The sequence below is a fragment of the Streptomyces sp. enrichment culture genome (assembly GCF_964272895.1).
Lineage (GTDB): Bacteria > Actinomycetota > Actinomycetes > Streptomycetales > Streptomycetaceae > Streptomyces.
This window is the reverse complement of the sequence record NZ_OZ186832.1, coordinates 3828417-3845198: the sequence shown is the minus strand read 5'-3', so window position 1 is coordinate 3845198 and position 16782 is coordinate 3828417. Positions and strand designations below refer to the sequence as shown.

The 16782-nt window shown below is 73.9% G+C and carries 17 protein-coding genes; 4 read left to right on the top strand and 13 right to left on the bottom strand.

Going from position 1 to position 16782, the window contains the following annotated elements:
• Positions 1-19: 19 nt before the first annotated feature.
• The 10 genes from rfbD to ACSU6M_RS17370 are packed head-to-tail and all read right to left on the bottom strand — an operon-like array spanning position 20 to position 7897.
• Positions 20-937: a dTDP-4-dehydrorhamnose reductase gene (rfbD, locus tag ACSU6M_RS17415; RefSeq protein WP_437070650.1), complete on the bottom strand. Its 918-nt coding sequence runs from the start codon at positions 935-937 to the stop codon at positions 20-22.
• Entirely contained in the window at positions 898-1953 is a 1056-nt protein-coding gene (gene rfbB / locus ACSU6M_RS17410; RefSeq protein ID WP_437070649.1) for a dTDP-glucose 4,6-dehydratase, read from the bottom strand. The genes rfbD and rfbB overlap by 40 nt, the downstream gene beginning before the upstream one ends.
• The gene (locus ACSU6M_RS17405) at positions 1950-3017 is read right to left on the bottom strand and encodes a glucose-1-phosphate thymidylyltransferase (protein WP_437070648.1); all 1068 of its coding nucleotides are present in this window, start codon (positions 3015-3017) and stop codon (positions 1950-1952) included. Before ACSU6M_RS17405 ends, rfbB begins: the two co-directional genes overlap by 4 nt.
• A complete protein-coding gene (locus tag ACSU6M_RS17400) occupies positions 3014-3352 on the bottom strand; it encodes an antibiotic biosynthesis monooxygenase family protein (RefSeq protein ID WP_437070647.1) in 339 nt (112 codons plus the stop codon). Before ACSU6M_RS17400 ends, ACSU6M_RS17405 begins: the two co-directional genes overlap by 4 nt.
• Positions 3349-4101 (bottom strand): SDR family NAD(P)-dependent oxidoreductase, encoded by a 753-nt coding sequence (locus ACSU6M_RS17395; protein WP_437070646.1) that lies wholly within the window; start codon positions 4099-4101, stop codon positions 3349-3351. The genes ACSU6M_RS17400 and ACSU6M_RS17395 overlap by 4 nt, the downstream gene beginning before the upstream one ends.
• A gap of 17 nt (positions 4102-4118) precedes the next feature.
• A complete protein-coding gene (locus ACSU6M_RS17390; RefSeq protein WP_437070645.1) occupies positions 4119-4583 on the bottom strand; it encodes an SRPBCC family protein in 465 nt (154 codons plus the stop codon).
• Positions 4580-5878 (bottom strand): ketosynthase chain-length factor, encoded by a 1299-nt coding sequence (locus ACSU6M_RS17385; RefSeq protein ID WP_437070644.1) that lies wholly within the window; start codon positions 5876-5878, stop codon positions 4580-4582. Before ACSU6M_RS17385 ends, ACSU6M_RS17390 begins: the two co-directional genes overlap by 4 nt.
• Positions 5875-7140 (bottom strand): beta-ketoacyl-[acyl-carrier-protein] synthase family protein, encoded by a 1266-nt coding sequence (locus ACSU6M_RS17380; RefSeq protein WP_437070643.1) that lies wholly within the window; start codon positions 7138-7140, stop codon positions 5875-5877. The genes ACSU6M_RS17385 and ACSU6M_RS17380 overlap by 4 nt, the downstream gene beginning before the upstream one ends.
• The gene (locus tag ACSU6M_RS17375; RefSeq protein WP_437070641.1) at positions 7137-7553 is read right to left on the bottom strand and encodes a cupin domain-containing protein; all 417 of its coding nucleotides are present in this window, start codon (positions 7551-7553) and stop codon (positions 7137-7139) included. The genes ACSU6M_RS17380 and ACSU6M_RS17375 overlap by 4 nt, the downstream gene beginning before the upstream one ends.
• The gene (locus ACSU6M_RS17370; protein ID WP_437070640.1) at positions 7550-7897 is read right to left on the bottom strand and encodes a TcmI family type II polyketide cyclase; all 348 of its coding nucleotides are present in this window, start codon (positions 7895-7897) and stop codon (positions 7550-7552) included. The genes ACSU6M_RS17375 and ACSU6M_RS17370 overlap by 4 nt, the downstream gene beginning before the upstream one ends.
• Before the next feature lie 206 nt (positions 7898-8103).
• Here ACSU6M_RS17370 and ACSU6M_RS17365 point away from each other — a divergent pair, with 206 nt between their 5' ends.
• A complete protein-coding gene (locus ACSU6M_RS17365) occupies positions 8104-8550 on the top strand; it encodes a DUF1772 domain-containing protein (RefSeq protein WP_437070639.1) in 447 nt (148 codons plus the stop codon).
• A 132-nt stretch (positions 8551-8682) separates the two neighbouring features.
• Positions 8683-9525: an AfsR/SARP family transcriptional regulator gene (locus ACSU6M_RS17360; RefSeq protein ID WP_437070638.1), complete on the top strand. Its 843-nt coding sequence runs from the start codon at positions 8683-8685 to the stop codon at positions 9523-9525.
• A gap of 81 nt (positions 9526-9606) precedes the next feature.
• On the opposite strand, the gene ACSU6M_RS17355 is transcribed toward ACSU6M_RS17360, so the two are convergent.
• The 3 genes from ACSU6M_RS17355 to ACSU6M_RS17345 all read right to left on the bottom strand — a co-directional run bounded on the left by ACSU6M_RS17355 (position 9607) and on the right by ACSU6M_RS17345 (position 13605).
• Complete coding sequence (locus tag ACSU6M_RS17355) at positions 9607-10851, bottom strand: cytochrome P450 (protein WP_437070637.1); 1245 nt, start codon at positions 10849-10851, stop codon at positions 9607-9609.
• Positions 10848-12500, bottom strand: a complete 1653-nt coding sequence (locus ACSU6M_RS17350) for an FAD-dependent monooxygenase (protein ID WP_437070636.1) — start codon at positions 12498-12500, stop codon at positions 10848-10850. The genes ACSU6M_RS17355 and ACSU6M_RS17350 overlap by 4 nt, the downstream gene beginning before the upstream one ends.
• A gap of 61 nt (positions 12501-12561) precedes the next feature.
• The gene (locus tag ACSU6M_RS17345; protein WP_437070635.1) at positions 12562-13605 is read right to left on the bottom strand and encodes a methyltransferase; all 1044 of its coding nucleotides are present in this window, start codon (positions 13603-13605) and stop codon (positions 12562-12564) included.
• Positions 13606-14309: 704 nt separating this feature from the next.
• On the opposite strand from ACSU6M_RS17345, the gene ACSU6M_RS17340 reads away from it, so the two are divergent.
• A complete protein-coding gene (locus tag ACSU6M_RS17340) occupies positions 14310-15551 on the top strand; it encodes a cytochrome P450 (protein ID WP_437070634.1) in 1242 nt (413 codons plus the stop codon).
• Positions 15548-16753 carry a nucleotide disphospho-sugar-binding domain-containing protein gene (locus tag ACSU6M_RS17335; protein ID WP_437070633.1) on the top strand — a complete coding sequence of 402 codons (1206 nt, stop codon included), beginning with the start codon at positions 15548-15550 and terminating at the stop codon, positions 16751-16753. The genes ACSU6M_RS17340 and ACSU6M_RS17335 overlap by 4 nt, the downstream gene beginning before the upstream one ends.
• Positions 16754-16782 lie beyond the last annotated feature (29 nt).

The window sequence follows — 16782 nt, the reverse complement described above, 5'->3', positions numbered from 1 at the left end:
GGCCGCCCGCCCCGAGGCGTCACGCTCGCCGCAGCAGCGAAGGCAGTGCCCGGGCCAGCGCCTCACGCCAGTGCCGCGGGGGGCCGAGGCCCGCCCGCCGCCAGCCGTCGTGCGCCAGCACGCTGTACGCGGGGCGCGGTGCCCTCTGCCCCAGCTCCGCGGACCGTATCGGTCTGACGCGCCCCGGATCGGCGCCGAGCAGCCGGAACACCTCCCGCGCCAGCTCGTACCAGCTGGCCTCGCCGCCGTTGGTGCCGTGGTACACGCCGGGCGGAGCGGCGCCGTGCCGGGCGGCCCGGCCGAGTCCAGTCAGCAGACCGGCCAGATCGGCGCTCCAGGTCGGCTGGCCCCGCTGGTCGCACACCACCGCGACGGGCCCCTCCTCGGCGGCCCGGCGGATCATGGTGCGCACGAAGCTGTGGCCGACCGCGCCGTACAGCCAGGCGGTGCGCACCACCAGTCCGGTACGCGGCAGCAGTTCCCGCACGGCGTGCTCGCCCGCGAGCTTGGTGCGGCCGTAGGCGGTGCGCGGCCCGGTCGGATGGTCCTCGGGGTAGGGGGCGTTCGCGTCGCCGGAGAAGACGTAGTCGGTCGAGACGTGCAGCAGTGTGGCCCCGCCGCGGGCGCAGGCCGCCGCCAGGTACCGGGCGCCGTCCGCGTTGACCCGCCGGGCCGCCGCCTCCCGGGCCTCGGCCTCGTCCACGGCGGTCCAGGCGGCGCAGTTGACCACCACGGCGGGCCGGTACGCGGCGACCGCCTCCCGCACGGCGTCCGCGTCGGTGACGTCCAGCGCCCGCCGGTCCAGTGCCACGACCGGCTCCGCCGCCAGCGCGGCCACCACGTCGTGCCCCAGCGTCCCGCCGGCTCCGGTGACCAGCCACGGGCGGCGCGGGCCGGTCACCGGGTCGCCGCCGCGCCGACCAGGGGCTCCCACCACGACCGGTGCTCCCGGTACCAGGCGACGGTCTCCGCCAGCCCCTCGGCGAAGTCCCGGCGGGGCCGGTAGCCCAGTTCCCGGCGTGCCTTGGCCCAGTCGAGGGAGTAGCGGCGGTCGTGGCCCTTGCGGTCCTCGACCCGCTCCACCCGGTCCCAGTCCGCGCCCACCAGCGCGAGCAGCCTGCCGGTCAGCTCCCTGTTGCTCAACTCGGTGCCGCCGCCGATGTGGTAGACCTCGCCCGCGCGTCCACGGCGGCGGACGAGTTCGATCCCCCGCACATGGTCCTCCACGTGCAGCCAGTCGCGGACGTGCTCTCCGTCGCCGTACAGGGGGACGGTGAGACCGTCCAGCAGCCGGGTGACGAACCGGGGGATGAGCTTCTCCGGGAAGTGGCCGGGGCCGTAGTTGTTGGAGCAGCGGGTGATGCGCACGTCCAGGCCGTGCGTCCGGTGGTGGGCCAGGGCCAGCAGGTCGGCAGCGGCCTTGGAGGCGGCGTAGGGCGAGTTCGGGGCGAGCGGGGCGTCCTCCCGCCAGGAGCCGTGCGCCACCGAGCCGTACACCTCGTCGGTGGAGATCTGCACGAACAGCTCGGTCCGGTGCCGGACGGCCGCCTCCAGCAGCACCTGGGTGCCCAGGACGTTGGTGCGTACGAAGTCGCCGGCCGCCTCGATCGAGCGGTCCACATGCGACTCGGCGGCGAAGTGCACCACCTCGTCGTGCGCGGCGACGAGGCCGCCGACCAGCGACTCGTCGCACACGTCACCGCGCACGAAGGTGAAGCCCGGATGGCCCCGCACGGCGTCCAGGTTGGCGAGGACCCCCGCGTAGGTCAGCTTGTCCAGCACGGTGACCGCGGTGTCCCCGGCGCTCCGGGGCTCCTCGGCGCCCCGCCCCGCCCGGGCACCGAGGAGGCTGCGGACGTAGTGCGAGCCGATGAACCCGGCTCCTCCGGTCACGAGCACCCTGCGGGTGGGCCGGAAGCGGCCTCCCGCGGGCCTGGGGCGATGTGTGCTCATGTGGGAATCTGCACCTCACTGTGATCGCCCAGCACGAAGCGGTGGGCGTCCGGGGGTCTGGGCGCCGCCGTCAGCGTGACGCTTCGGCCGATGAGCGAGGAGTGCACGCGGCGCACCCCGGACAGCCGGGAGTCGCGCAGCACGATGGAGAACTCGATCTCGCTGGTGGTGATCCGGCAGTCCTCCGCCACGGAGGTGAAGGGACCGACGTAGGAGTCCCTGATCCAGGTGCCGGAGCCGATGACCGCCGGACCGACGATCCGTGAGCCCGACACCCGGGCGCCCCGCTCGATCCGCACCCGGCCGACGAGTTCGCTCGCCTCGTCCACCTCCCCGGCGACACCCGGCGTCAAGGACTCCAGGACGGTCCGGTTCACCTCCAGCATGTCGTCGACGTTGCCCGTGTCCTTCCAGTAGCCGGACACCGTCGTGGACCGCACGTCGTGGCCGTTGTCGATCAGCCACTGGATGGCGTCGGTGATCTCCAGTTCGCCTCGGTGCGAGGGCCGGACGGCGCGTACGGCACGGTGCACGGCGGGGCCGAAGAGGTAGACGCCGACCAGGGCGAGGTCGCTCCTGGGCCGCTCCGGCTTCTCCTCCAGCCGCACCACCGCTCCGCGCCCGTCGAGTTCGGCGACCCCGAAGGCGGACGGGTCGCCGACCCGGGTGAGCAGGACATGGGCGTCGGAGCGGCTCGCGGCGAACCCCTCGACCAGCCCGGTGATGCCACCGACCAGGAAGTTGTCACCCAGGTACATCACGAAGGGCTCCTCGCCGAGGAAGTCCCGGGCGACGAGCACGGCGTGGGCGAGGCCGAGCGGGCGCTCCTGGGGGAGGTAGGTGACGCGCACCCCGAAGCGGGAGCCGTCGCCGACGGCCGCCCGGATCTCGTCGCCGTTGCCGCCGACGACCACTCCCACCTCGGTGATGCCCGCCTCGGCGATCGCCTCCAGGCCGTAGAACAGCACCGGCCGGTTGGCGACGGGCACCAGCTGTTTGGCGTACGTGTGGGTGATCGGCCGCAGGCGGGTGCCGGCGCCGCCGGAGAGCACCAGGGCCTTCATCCCGCCGTCCCGTCCCCCGGTTTGCCGGTCACCGTGTACACGTCGTAGACCCGGTCGCGCCCGGTGTCCTGGTAGGGCCGCAGCGGTGCCGTGTCCCGCCGGTGGTCGGGCCCCCGCTCCCAGGCGAGGAAGGCGTCCAGGCCGGTCCACTCGCTGTGCACGGCGACGCTTCCGGGGTGCACGACCGAGCACAGCAGCTCGCTGCGGATCAGCCCCGGAGTGGACCGCATCGCCCGCTCCGCCTCCTCGAAGGCCCGGTACAGGGCCGCCGGATCGTCCCGCGGCTCCCGGTACCAGACCAGCACCCGGACGCCGGCGCCGCCCTCGGGGGTCACATCCCACCGTCCACGTGCAGGGTCTCCCCGGTGATGTAGCCCGCGGCGTCACCGGCCAGGAAGGCGACCGCGGCCGCCACGTCCTCGGGGGTGCCGAGGCGGCGCAGCGCGGACATGGACGCGTAGCGGGCCCGCTGCTCGGGGCTCAGCCGGTCGGCGGCCGGCGACTCCGTGACGCCGGGGGCCACGACGTTGACCCGGATGCCGCGCGGGCCCAGTTCCTTGCACAGGCTGCGCGCCAGGCCGGTCAGCCCCGCCTTGGCCGCGGTGTAGTGCGCCCGCAGCGGCACGCCGACGTGGGCGACCTTGGACCCGACGAGGACCACGGACGCGGTGGGGCCGAGCAGCGGCAGCGCCTGCTGCACCAGCAGGAAGGCGGCCGTCAGGTTGACGTCGAGGATCCGCTGCCACTCCGCCTGGTCGAGCCGCTCGACGGGTACGTGGCTGATCGCCCCGGCGTTGTGGACCAGGACGTCGATGCCCGAGTGGCGTTCCTGATAGGTCTCGATCAGCCGGCGCACCGCGTCCGGGGCGCCGAGGTCGGCCTGGAGTGTGGTGTGATCGCCGGTTCCGGTCTGCTTCAGCTCCCGCTCCAGCGCGGCCGCCGCCTCCTGGTCCTGCTGGTAGCAGGCGGTGACCGCGGCGCCCTCGTGGGCGAGGGCCAGCGAGATGGCGCGGCCGATGCCCCGGGTGCCCCCGGTGACCAGGGCCTTCTTTCCGCGCAATGTGCCGTGCGTCATGACGTCCATGGGTGCCTCCGAAGGGCTCAGTCGGCGGTGCGGGTCAGTGCTCGCTGCTCCACGCGTTCCTTGATCCGCCGCATCTGGACGGCCGAGTTGCGGTTGATCCGCTCGCGCATCCCGGCGTCGTCGAGCGGCGCGTCCGGTTTCATCTCGAAGTCCTGCACCCAGCGCAGCTCGGTGCCCTCGTCCGTGGCGCGGTACTGCCAGAAGATCCACATGTAGGCGAAGGCGCCGGTCTCCACGCGATGGGCGCGCACGGTCCTGGTCGCCGGGTCCGCCGTGCGTTCCGACACCCAGCTCCAGGACGTGCCGTCGGGGTCGGGGCGGGTGGTGAGCCGGAAGCGGACGGTGTCCCCCTCGCGGGCCAGGATCTCGGCGGACGCGTACTCGCTGAACAGCTCGGGCCAGGAGGCGACGTCGTTGGTCATCTCCCAGACGAGGTCCAGCGGCGCGTCGATGGTCACCGTGTTCTCGGTGTGGGCGCTCATGCTCGTGCCTCCTCTGCTGTGTCCTGCCGTTGCGGTGCGCTCAGCACCAGGGCCGAGTTGAAGCCGCCGTATCCGCGCGCCAGGACCAGCGCGTGGCGTACGGGGGTCTTCCGCGCGGCGCCCACCACCAGGTCCAGCCGGTACTCCTGCGCGGCCCGGGGGACGTTCGGTGTGGGCGGGATCGTCCCGTCCCGCATGCTCAGCAGCGCCGTCGCCACGTCCAGCGCCGAGCCGCCGCAGGAGAGCCGCCCGATGCCCGCCTTGGGCGCGGTGACCGGCACCGCGTGCGGTCCGAACACCTCGCACAGGGCGCGCGCCTCCTCCCGGTCGGCGTCGGGCACGCCGAGCGCGTCGGCGTACACCACGTCCACCTGCTCGGGGCCGAGGCCCGCCCGGTCCAGTGCCGCCTCGACGGCCCGCCGCAGGGTGGACGGGCGGCCCGAGCCCGGTGGCGGGGAGAACGTCGCGGCATGCCCGGCGATCCGCCCGTACAGGCGGGGCGCCCCGCGGCGCAGGGCGGCCGAGCGGTCCTCCGCGACGAACATCGCGCCGCCCTCGCCGGGGACGTATCCGCGCGCCTGCGCGGTGAAGGGCAGATAGGCGCCGGCCGGGTCCGTGCCTTCGCTGAGCCGGCCGCTCGTCCACTGGCACACCAGCCCGTAGGGGCTCAGCGGGGAGTCGGTGGCGCCGCAGACCACGGCGGCGGCCCCGTCCTCCACGGCGCGCCGGGCCCCGGCGAACGCGTCCAGCCCGCCGGCCGCCTCCGCGACGACGGTGTCGCAGATGCCGCGCAGCCCGTGGAGGATGGAGGTCTGGCCGGTGGTGGCGGCGTAGAACCAGGCGATCGACTGGTACGCCCCCACGTGCCGGGGGCCCTTGGCCCACAGGTTCTCGATCTCCCGCTGCCCGAACTCCACGCCGCCGGCCGAGCTCGCGGTGGCGACGGCGAAGTCGTACTCCGGGACGGAGGACGTCTCCAGCACGGCGTCGGCGAGGGCCTCGCGCACCGCGGCCAGGCCGTGCTGCGTCCATACGTCGGTCTGCGGCAGCAGCCGGCGCGGGACCCGCTCGGCGAGGGGGAACGGCGGCAACTCGCCCGCGAGCCGCACCGGATAGCGGCTCGCGTCGAACCGGCGGACCGGCGCGATCGCGGTCTCGCCGCGCAGCGTGGCCTGCCAGAACGAGTCGGTGTCCAGGCCGGTGGGGGCCAGGACGCCGATGCCCGTGATGACCGTCTCGGAGCTGCCCGCGCCGACCGTCTCGGAACCGGTCGCCACCGCAGCCGTCGCGGTCATCGCTCGGCCCCCGGCGCGGTCAGCACCAGGGCGCTCTGGAAGCCGCCGAATCCGCTGCCCACACTGAGCACCGCCTCGACGGGCAGCTCACGGGCGGTCAGCGGCACATAGTCGAGGTCGCATTCGGGATCCGGGTGGTGCAGGTTCGCGGTGGGCGGCACGACGTCGTGGTGGATGGCCAGGGCGCAGGCGGCGACCTCCAGCGAGCCGATCGCTCCCAGCGAGTGCCCGATCATCGACTTGATCGAGCTGACCGGCACCCGGTACGCGTGCTCGCCCAGGCTGCGTTTGAACGCGCTGGTCTCGTGGCGGTCGTTCTGCCGGGTGCCCGAGCCGTGGGCGTTGACGTAGTCGATGGCGTCCGGGGCGAGCCGCGCCCGGTCCAGGGCGACCCGGATGGCCTCCGCCATCTCGCGGCCGTCCGGCTTGAGTCCGGTCATGTGGTAGGCGTTGGCACGCGAGCCGTACCCGGCGACCTCGGCATAGATCCGGGCACCGCGCCGCCGGGCCGCCTGCCGCTCCTCCAGCACCAGGACGGCCGCGCCCTCGCCGAGCACGAAGCCGTCCCGGTGCAGGTCGAAGGGGCGACTGGCGTGGGCGGCGTCCTCGTTGTTGGGCGAGGTCGCCTTGATCGCGTCGAAGCAGGCGACGGTGATCGGGGAGATGGGCGCGTCGGTGGCGCCGGCCAGGGCGACGTCCGCCGTGCCCTCCTCGATGAGCCGGGCACCGTGCCGCACGGCGTCCAGGCCGGAGGTGCAGCCGTTCGACACCAGCGTGACCGGCCCCTCCGCGGCGGCCTGCAGGGCCACGTCACGGGCGAGGCTGCTGGGCACCAGGTAGCTGTGCAGCTGCGCGTGCGCCGACCGGTGGTCCACCAGCCAGGCGTCGCCGGAGCCGCTGACGTTCACGTACTCCCGTTCCAGGCTCATGGTGCAGCCGACGGCGCTGCCGAGGGACACCGCCCAGCGGCCGGGGTCCGGCCGGCCGGGCTCCAGCCCGGAGTCGGCCATCGCCTCGCGGGCCGAGACCACGGCGAACTGTGCGGCGCGGTCCAGGTCGCGGGCCTCCCGCGCGGTCAGGCCGCTCGCCTCGGGGTCGAAGTCGCACTCCCCCGCGATCCGGGAGCGGAAGCCTGCGGCGTCGAACAGGGTGATGGGCCGGGTGGCGGTGCGGCCGTCGGTGAGCAGGGACCAGAACGCCTTGGCTCCCACGGCCCCGGCCGACACCACGCCGATCCCGGTGACCACGGCACGTCGCGTCACTGCTCGCCCCCGGCGTCGCCGGGCCGCCGCTCGGTGTCGACGTGGCCCAGGTCGGGGCGCGGGGCCAGCCCGCTGAGCGCGAAGACGACGCGGGCCGCGGCGCCGCCGTCGTTCTGCACCCGGTGGCGCACGCCGACGGGCACCAGCAGCGAGTCGCCGGCGGCGAGCGCCACCGGCTCGCCGTCCAGCCGGACGACCACCTCGCCCTCGACGACGTACAGGAACTCCTCCGAGTACGGGTGGTAGTGCTCGCTGACGAACTCGCCGGGCCGCAGCGCCACGACCCCGAGCATCCCCTTGGTCGAGCCCACGGTGCGGGGGCTCAGCAGGACCCGGAGGTCGGCGCCGCGGCGCCGGTCCGCGGGGATGTCCGAGGTACTGACCCGGGCCGGACTCGTCCCGTGCGTCGTCATGCCTGCGCCGCCTTTCGTGCGGTGGCCTCGGGTTCCCAGGAGTAGAAGCACTCGGCCATCGCGTCACGGGGCTCCCGCCACTGGGGGGAGTAGGGAGAGATGTACTGGGCCAGTTCGCCGTTGAGGGAGGCGAACAGCGGGTGCTCGCGGACCCGGGCGAGCGGCGCGGCCAGCTCGTCGCGGGACTCCACCAGGTGGAAGTACAGGTCGTGGAAGCGGAACAGCGCCCGGCTCCGCACCCCGAGCATGGCGGGCAGCTCGGTCCGGTCGGATCGGGCGAAGGCGTCGGCGACGGCGCCGGCGTCACCGGGATCCATCCGCGCGACGATGAGGGTTCGATACACGCTCGGGCCCTTCCGATGGGGTGTGCGTACGTGGTCCGTCACACGATGTGCCGGGGCCGTCAGCCGGGTGTCGAGGACGGGTGGAGACCGGCAGGGCACGTGTCAACCCTTTCTCGAACATTCCTGGTCCGGTGCCGGACACAGAGCTGCGAGGCTCGATCCGCTCGACCGACCCACGTCCCTGTCCCCCACGGAAGGCGGCGGAAATGCTGCACGTCATCGGCGTCACAGCGCTGCTCGGCGCCGGCGTCACGGCCGGAGTGCTGTTCTGCGTCGCGATCAGTCTGGTCCCGGGTTTCATCGCGCTGCCGCCGGACGAATACGTCGACGCCCACCGGCTCTTCGGCCGCTACTTCGACCGCGTGATGCCGCCCCTGGTGGTGCTCACCACCGTCATGGTGGCGGTCCTGGCCTTCACCAACGACAGCACCGGACGGCGTACGGCGCTGATCGCGGCGGCTGTCTGCCTGCTGGGGGTCTCCGTGGTCTCGCAGAGCCGCAACGTCCCCATCAACCGGCGCGTGAAGCGACTCACCACCGTGCCCGACGACTGGGACGACCCGCGTATCGCCTGGCGCAACTGGCACGCCCTGCGCACGGTGTTCGCGATCCTGGGGCTCGTCCTCACGGCGGCCGGGGTGGTGTCCGGCTGACCGGCCACGGCCTCGGGAACACCACCCGGCCGGCATCCGCGGGCGACGTCCGACGGCGGCCCGGCCGGTCGCGAGGTCGTCCGCCGGTCGTCACCCTTCTGCGCGTCCCGCCCGTTCCGGAGGAGGATTTCCGTGCAGTTCCTGGTCCTCGGACCGCTTGAGCTGACCGAAGAGGGCGGGCGCACAGCCGTCTCCGCCCCGCGGCTGCAACAGCTCCTCGTCGTCCTGCTGATGGCCCGGGGAAGCGTGCTGCCGCTCAGCGCGATCTCCGCCGAACTGTGGCCGGCCGGGCCACCGTCCACCGCCGACACGACGATCCGCACCTATGTGCACGAGCTCCGCAAGCTCCTGCCCGCCGGCGCCGGGCGGCTGTCCACCGAAGGCGCCGGCTACCGGCTGGCCGTGCCCTGGCAGGACGTGGACGCCCTGTCCTTCGAGGACCGCGTCGGTACGGCACGGTCCCTGCTGCGCGACAGCCCCCCAATCCGGCCGCCCCACCCCGCGCCTGACCGCCCGGTCCGGCCGCCCCACCCCGTGCCGGCCCCGCGGACCGAACCGCTCCGGCACACCGCCGCGCTGCTGACCGAGGCGCTCGGCCTGTGGCGCGGCCCGGCCTTCGCGGGCGTGCCCACCGGCCCGCACCTGGACATGCACCTCGCCGACCTCAACGCCCAGTGGCTGCGCGCGATGCAGCTGCGCATCCACGTCGACCTGCTGCTCGGCCGGCACCGCGAGCTGATCGGGGAGCTCAAGAGCCTGGTCGGTGAGTTCCCGCTGGAGGACCGCTTCACCGCGCAGCTGATGGTCGCGCTGCACCGCTCCGGTCGGCGCGGTGAGGCCCTGCGGGCCTACCAGACCCATCAGCACCGGATCCGCGCGGAGCTAGGCACCGCGCCCGCCCCCCGGCTGACCCGGCTGCGCAACCGCGTCCTGTCCGCCCAGTGCGCGACCCCGGTGGAGACGCTGCTGCACTGACCGGCCCGCCACGCCGCCCGTCCCGTCGTCGCGGCCGGAGTCCGGGAGGCCCCGGCTCCGGCCGCTGCGGGACGGTCCCGCTCACCACTCCACGTGCAGCTCCCGCACGATCTTGTGCAGCCCCGGCATGCAGCGCACCTCGCGGCCGGCCGCGAGCCGCAGACCGGGCAGCCGGGCGGTCAGCGTGAGCAGGGCGGTGCGCAGCATCAGCCGTCCCAGGTCCGCGCCGACGCAGGAGCGCGAACCGTGTCCGTAGCCGAAGTGCTCGGCGGCGTCCGCGCGCTGGATGTCCAGCACATCGGGTCGTTCGTACACCGTCTCGTCCCGGTTGGCCGACTGGTAGACCACCATCAGCTCGTCGCCCGGCCCGAGCTTCACCCCGGACAGCTCGACCGGCTTGGTGACCCGCCTCATCAGGCCGCGCAACGGCATGTCGTAGCGGACCAGTTCCTCGATGGCGCCGTCCACCAGCTGCGGCCGCTCGCACAGCAGCTCCCACTGGTCGCGGTGGGACAGCAGATGCCACACGGCCGTGCCCAGCGCGGCGGTGCTGGTGAAGTGGCCCGCCGCGATCAGCCCGGTCATGCTGTCCACCAGCGCCTTGCGCTGGGCGACGGTGAGCGGCCCGTCGCCGGGCGCCATCGCCGCCACCAGCTCGCTGAACAGGTCCTCGCGCGGTTCGGCACGCCGCCGCTCGGCGTAGGAGTCCAGCAGCCGCTGGTAGCCCACGACCTTGCGGGCCCGGTCGATCTGGTCGGGCACCGGCAGCTGCGCGGCCACCGAGTGCAGCTCCATGAAGTCGGAGGTGCCGGTGACGAACGCCTCGATGTCGGCCTCGTCGATCCCCAGGACCGGCGCCTTGACACGGACCGGGAGCTGGCGGGCGAACTCCGTCATCAGCTCGGCGTGCCCGCGCTCCTCGAACCCGTCGACGAGCAGGTCGGCCTGCGCCTGCACGAAGCCCGCCATCGCCACCGCCCGCTCACCGGAGAACGCCCGCAGGATCGGCGTGCGCACCCGCTTGCGGGCCTCGTCGACGGCGTCCTCGCGGATGGCGACGGGCACTTCGGAGAAGGTCTTCGCCAGCTCCGCGTACGCCTCGGGCGAGAGCATGGCCAGCGAGTCGGGCACCGTCGCCAGCGAGTACGCCTTGGGGTTGCCGAGGACCGTGCGCACATCCTCGTAGCGGGTGACGACCCACGCGTCGAGCGCCGGTGAGAAGAACACGGGCTCCTCCCGGCGGGCCCGTGCGTACACCGGGTACGGGTCGTCGTCGGCGAAGGGGACGTAGACCTCGGCGACCGGGGGTGCGCTCGTCTCGGTCATCGCGCGTCCTCCGCCGTCCGCCCGTCCACGGGTTCCAGGGCCAGTACGGTGCGCAGCGCGGACCGCAGCTCGGCCTCCGGGCCGGTGGCGGCGGCCCCCTTCGACCGCCAGGCCACGAAGCCGTCGGGCCGGACCAGGACGGCGCCGGCCGGCCCGATGCCGTACCTCGCCTCCCAGGCGCCGGACGGGTCCGTCAGCTCCCCGTCGGGCGCGATGCGGTGGACGTCGACGGCGACGCCGAGTTCACCGGCGACGGTGCGGGCGGCGCGGGTCCACGCGTGCGCCTCGGCGCCGGCGAGCAGGGTGAGGGAGCGGCTGAACAGGTCGAGGGTGGACACCTCGTCCGTGCCGCGCCGCAGGGCGACGTGCGGCGCGCGGTGGCCGGGTGCGGCGCTGGGCCGCCGCGGGTCCTCCACCGGTGGTTCGCCGGGCAGGCCGGTGCCGGCCGGTGCCGTCACGAACGCGCCCCGCTGGTAGTAGTAGCCGAAGGCCATGGCCAGCTCGTCCAGCATGGCCGCCGCCACGGCGGCGTAGTCCTCACCCTCGCGGATCCTGAACCGCAGCATGGACTGCTCCATCATCAGCCGGGCGATGGGGTGGCGTTCGACGTGGTAGCTGTCCAGCAGGCCGGGACCGGCCGAGCCGTTCAGCACCAGGGCGAGCTTCCAGGCCAGGTTGTGCGCGTCCTGGACACCGGTGCTCGCCCCGAACGCGCCCGTGGGCGGCATCACATGGGCGGCGTCCCCGGCGAGCAGGACCCGGCCGTCGCGCATCCGGTCGGCGACCCGGGCGGCGATCTCCCAGGGCAGCGGGTCCGTGGTGTCGATCTTCACGGGCAGATCGGGGATGCCGACGCCCAGGCGGACCAGCTCGGCGCACCGGTCCGGGGTGAACTGCTCCGGCTTCTCCCCGCCCTGGGCGTCGTAGGAGACGTTGAAGACCCACCGCCGGTCGTTGTCCAGCGGCATGAACGTGCCCACCACGGACGGGTTGTTGACATAGCAGGCGATGATGCTGCGGCCGCGCAGCGCCTCGGTGAGGTCGGCGGTGAAGAAGAAGCTCACCAGGTGGGAGAGGGTGCCGGGCCCGGTCTGCGCGATGCCGAGCAGTTCGCGCACCGGGCTGCGCCCGCCGTCGGCGGCGATGACGTAGTCGGCGCGGATGGCACCGCGCCGCTGGGTGCCGCGGTCGACGACCTCGACGCTGACCCCGTCCTCGTCGGCGGTGAACGACGCCAGCTCGGTGTGGTAGCGGACGTCGCAGCCGGCGGCGCGGACGTGGTCGCGCAGCAGCGCCTCCAGCCGGTTCTGGTCGATCAGCGCCCAGTCGGCCGGACTGAGCGCGCTGATCTCCTCGCTGGTCGAGCGCGGCATCCGCACACGCTCCCGGCCCGCCAGCGTCTCCACGTGGACGAGGTCCGTGTTGTCCGCGATGGGCGAGCGGTTGGCGTACACCGTCTGCTCCATCCCGATGGAGCGGAACAGCTCGGTGGAGCGGGGGTTGATGGCCCGCGCCTTCGGATGCGGCGAGATGTCGGCGTGCCGCTCGACGAGCACGGACGGTACGCCGTGCCAGCCGAGGAACGCGGCGACGGACAGGCCGGTCAGACCGCCGCCGATGACGAGGACGGGTGTCCTTTCGGTGTGCATGGGGCCTCCAGGAAGGAGCGGGAACGGGTGTCGGCGGGCAGGCGAGGCAGGACCGCGGACCTCACTTGCGGGCGATCACCACGGTGTGGTCGTGCAGCAGCGGCTGGGCGGAGGTCTGCGTGAAGCCCGCCTCCGTCAGCCAGTCGCGGCACTCGTCGACGCTGTACTCGGAGCCCCCGGCCGAGGCGAGCATGAACGTCATGCTGTACATGAGCTTGGACAGGTCCTTCGGGCTGCCGTCGAGCATGCGGTCGTAGATCACCAGCAGCCCGCCCTCCGGCAGTGCCTGGTGGGCGCGCTCCAGCAGGATGCGGCGGCTGTCCGGGCCCCAGTCGTGCAGGACGTGGCCGTATATCAGGACGTCCGCCTGGGGCAGCGGGTCGGCGAAGAAGTCGCCCGCCTGGAAGGTGACCCGGTCCGCGAGACCGAGGCGTCCGATGTGCTCGTCGAAGAAGGGGCGGCTCTGCGGCCGGTCGAAGCAGATGCCGCGCAGATGCGGATGTGCCTTGGCGATGACCGCGGTGAGGTTGCCGCGGGCGCCGCCGAGGTCCGCGAAGCGGGTGCGGTCCGACCAGTCGATGAGCGCGGCCAGTTCCTCGCCGATGCGGGTGCTGTGCGAGTCCATGGACGACATGAAGCGGCGCACGCGGTCGGGCTGTTCCTTGGCGTTGACCCGGAAGAGGTGGTCCGCGTCGTCGGGCGGCTGGGGCGCCTGGGCCTGTCCGGTGCGCAGGGCCTTCGTCAGCCGGCCCCAGGCCGGGTAGAAGGTGTCGCTGGTCATCTCGGCGAATCCGCCGATGCAGGTGGGCTTGCCCCGGTCCAGGAAGTGGTCGGTGACCGGGGAGTTGGCGTACCGGTCGCCGTGCGCCTCCAGCAGTTCGAGGGCGACCAGGGAGTCCAGGAAGTGCCGTGCGAAGCGCGGGTGCAGATTGAGCTTGCGGCGCAGTTCGGCCTCGGTGGCGGGACCGTCCTGGGCGAGCACGCTGAACAGATCCAGCTCGACCGCGCTCATCAGCATCTTGGAGCCGCAGTAGGCCATCAGGACGCGGTGGACGGGCTCCGGGCTCAACGCGCGGGACTCGGACACGGCGGACGACTCGGGCATGGCTCTCCCTCCGACGGGACGGGGTGACGACCGGGCGTCGGCCGTCGTACCGGCCATCCTGTGAACGCGGCATCAGGAACGGTTTGAGAATGCGCTGTGCCCCGCGGCGGCCGGCCGGGCACACCGGCCTTCGACCGCCTCTCGAATCAGCGGTGACGGCATCGCCGCAGCATCGGCCCCGGTACGAGGCGGACTCTGCGGCGGCCACGGACCCCTCCGAGCCTCCACCGCCCCCGGCTGAGCCCCCGGAAGGACCTGGGGAAACACGGAGAGACCCGAAAAACCCGGAGCCCGCGCGATCCGGTGAGCCCCGGAGACCGGGGAGCCCCAGCGGGCCCCGGAGACCGGGGGCCCCGAAGGCCGGGGGCCCCGAAGGCCGGGGGCCCCGAAGGCCGGGGAGCCCAGGGAGCCCGGAAACCGGGGAGACCCGACGGCCGGGGACCCAGCAAGACCCGGAAACCAGGCAGCCCCGAAGACCGGGAACCCAGCAAGACCCGGAAACCAGGCAGCCCCGAAGACCAGAGACCCAGCAAGACCCGGAGACCGGGGACCCCCGAAGACCGGGGGCCAGCAAGACCCGAAGACCGGCGGCCCGCAGCCCGCAACCCCGCAGAGCCCCGCCCGAACCCCGCAGAGCCCCGCAGAAGCCCCGCAGAGCCCCGCAAAGCCTCGCAGAGGCCCAGCCCGCAGAGAGAGGTGATCACATGGCCGAGACCCGCGTGCCGGTGCTCGGGCAGGAGTACGATCCGCTACGCCTTCAGGGCGACCCCTACGCTTTCTACGCCCGGGCCCGCCGGGAGGACCCCGTCTTCCACTCACCCAGGCTCGGCGCGTGGGTGGTGACGCGCTTCCGGGACGTCCAGCGGGTGCTGGCCGACCCCGAGACCTTTTCCCTGGCCGCCGTGCTCCGCTCCCTGGAGGAACTCACCCCGGAGGCGACGGCCGAGATCGAGGCGTCCACCCCGCCGCTGCCCGCCGACGCCGGCAACCCCGGCGACGAGGCACGGCTCAGGGCCCGCAAGCCGATCCAGCAGGCGTTCACCCAGGCACGGGTGAACGCCCTGCGCCCGCACCTGGAGGAGCAGGTCGCCGAACTGGTCGAGGAGTTCGCCGCCGGCGGCCCCGGTGATCTGCAGAGCCGCCTGGCCCGCCGGCTGCCCATCCGCGGCAAGGCGCGCGTCCTCGGCCTGGCCGCGCAGGACGTGGACGCGGTCGTGGAGGGCAGCTACTCGCTCACGGTGCTGATGTCGGCCGCGGCCCGCCTCAGCCCCGAGGAGCAGGTGGCCAACGCCCGCCGGGTGGCGGCCTATCAGCGGCTGCTCGACCGGTACGCGCAGCAGCGCAGGGCAGAGCCGCGCGACGACCTGTTCAGCGCGGTCGTGGCGGCGGTGGCCGAGGGCGAGGGCCCGCTGACCGCCCGGGAGCGCCGGACCGTGGTGGAGTCCCTGGTCGGGCTGATCGGCGCGGGCCAGAGCACCACCACGGCCATGGTGAGCACCGCCGTATGGCATCTGCTGCACCACCGCGACCAGTGGGACCTGCTGTGCGAGCAGCCGGACCTGGCGGCTCGGGCGGTGGAGGAGGTGGCGCGCTACGACATGCCGCTGCAGGGTCTGTTCCGCCAGGTCACGCGGCCGGTGGAGCTGGGCGGCAAGTCGCTCGCCGCGGGCGACCGGCTCATGGTGCTGTACGCGTCCGCCAACCGCGACGAGGCCCAGTACGAGCGCCCCGACACGCTCGACATCACCCGCGAGCCCCGGCGGCACTTCGCCTTCGGCCACGGCCCCCGCGCCTGCGTCGGCTCGCATCTGGCCCGCGCCCTGCTGCAGTCGACGCTGCGGCAGCTGTCCGCCCGGCTGCCCGGACTGCGGCTGGACGGGGAGGACGCCCTGGAGTTCCTGCCGGGCATGCACCGCATCGTGCGCCGGCTGCGGGTGACCTGGTGAGCGCCGCCGCGCGGGGGGCCGATGCCCCCACCGGAGCCGGCCGGCGCCGGGTGCTGTTCACGACGTGTCCGGCGGCGGGCCACTTCTTCCCCATGGTGCCGCTGGCCTGGGCCCTGCGGTCCGCGGGGCACGAGGTGCTGGTGGCGACGCCGGGCAGCCTGGTGCCGGAGGTGACCAGGGCCGGTCTGCCGGTCGTGCCCTGCGCCGACGCCTACGACATGATCCAGGTGATGCGCCCCCGGCGCAGCGCCTCGGACACCCCGCCGCACCGCTCCGCCGACCCCCGCCAAGCCGTCGCCGACACCGCGCAGGGGTTCGCCCGGCTGGCCGAGCTGGCGCTGCCGGGGCTGATGCGGCTGATCGAGCGGTGGCGGCCGGACGTCGTGGTCTCCGAGCCCATGGAGCTGGCCGGCCCGGTGGCGGCGACACGGTTCGGCGTGCCGCGGGTCGAACACCGCTGGGGGCTCGCGCCCCGGCCCGATCTGATGGCCGCCGCGACGGCGGCGTTCCGGCCCGCCACCCGTGTGCTGGCCACACCGCACGCCGCACCGCCGGTGGCCCTGGTCGACGTCTGCCCGCCCAGCTTCCAGCACCACGACGTCCCGGTCGGCGACCCGATGGCGTACGTGCCCTACAACGGCCCCTCGCAGCTGCCCGACTGGGCCCTGCGGCCGGCCGAACGGCCGCGTGTGTGCGTCACGCTGGGCACCGTGCTGCCCCGGTACGGGCGGATGGAGTCGCTGCTGGAGAAGGTGCTGGAGGCGCTGTCCGAGCTGGACGTGGAGGCCGTGGTCGGGATGGACGAGCGGGACGCGGCCGCGTTGCGCGAGCGGGCCCGGCTGCCGCGCCAGGTCCGCACGGCGAGCTGGCTGCCGCTCGGTGCCACGCTGCCGCTGTGCGACGTGGTCGTGCACCACGGCGGCTCCGGCACGACGATGACCTCGCTCGTCAGCGGGGTGCCCCAGCTGGTGCTGCCGCACTTCGCGGACCAGTTCGCCAACGCGGAGCGGATCGCGGAGGCGGGCGCGGGTCTGCGGCTCGCGCCGGAGCACCTGACGGTGGAGGCGATACGGGAGGCCGTGACGGCCCTTCAGGGGGACGTCCCCCAGCGCAAGGCGTCGCTCGCCCTGGCCGCCGAGTCGGCCGCGCAGCCGTCGCCGTCCGAGATGGCGTCGCTCGTCGGCGAACGGGCGGCCGGATGAGAGCGGCGGAGCACATCACGCAACCGAGG

Coding starts and splice junctions, on each gene's coding strand:
- ACSU6M_RS17345 (WP_437070635.1), bottom strand. CDS start 13,605: ATGCCCGAGTCGTCCGCCGTGTCCGAGTCCCGCGCGTTGAGCCCGGAG.
- ACSU6M_RS17340 (WP_437070634.1), top strand. CDS start 14,310: ATGGCCGAGACCCGCGTGCCGGTGCTCGGGCAGGAGTACGATCCGCTA.
- ACSU6M_RS17355 (WP_437070637.1), bottom strand. CDS start 10,851: ATGACCGAGACGAGCGCACCCCCGGTCGCCGAGGTCTACGTCCCCTTC.
- ACSU6M_RS17395 (WP_437070646.1), bottom strand. CDS start 4,101: ATGGACGTCATGACGCACGGCACATTGCGCGGAAAGAAGGCCCTGGTC.
- ACSU6M_RS17375 (WP_437070641.1), bottom strand. CDS start 7,553: ATGACGACGCACGGGACGAGTCCGGCCCGGGTCAGTACCTCGGACATC.
- ACSU6M_RS17365 (WP_437070639.1), top strand. CDS start 8,104: ATGCTGCACGTCATCGGCGTCACAGCGCTGCTCGGCGCCGGCGTCACG.
- rfbB (WP_437070649.1), bottom strand. CDS start 1,953: ATGAGCACACATCGCCCCAGGCCCGCGGGAGGCCGCTTCCGGCCCACC.
- ACSU6M_RS17350 (WP_437070636.1), bottom strand. CDS start 12,500: ATGCACACCGAAAGGACACCCGTCCTCGTCATCGGCGGCGGTCTGACC.
- ACSU6M_RS17405 (WP_437070648.1), bottom strand. CDS start 3,017: ATGAAGGCCCTGGTGCTCTCCGGCGGCGCCGGCACCCGCCTGCGGCCG.
- ACSU6M_RS17385 (WP_437070644.1), bottom strand. CDS start 5,878: ATGACCGCGACGGCTGCGGTGGCGACCGGTTCCGAGACGGTCGGCGCG.
- ACSU6M_RS17390 (WP_437070645.1), bottom strand. CDS start 4,583: ATGAGCGCCCACACCGAGAACACGGTGACCATCGACGCGCCGCTGGAC.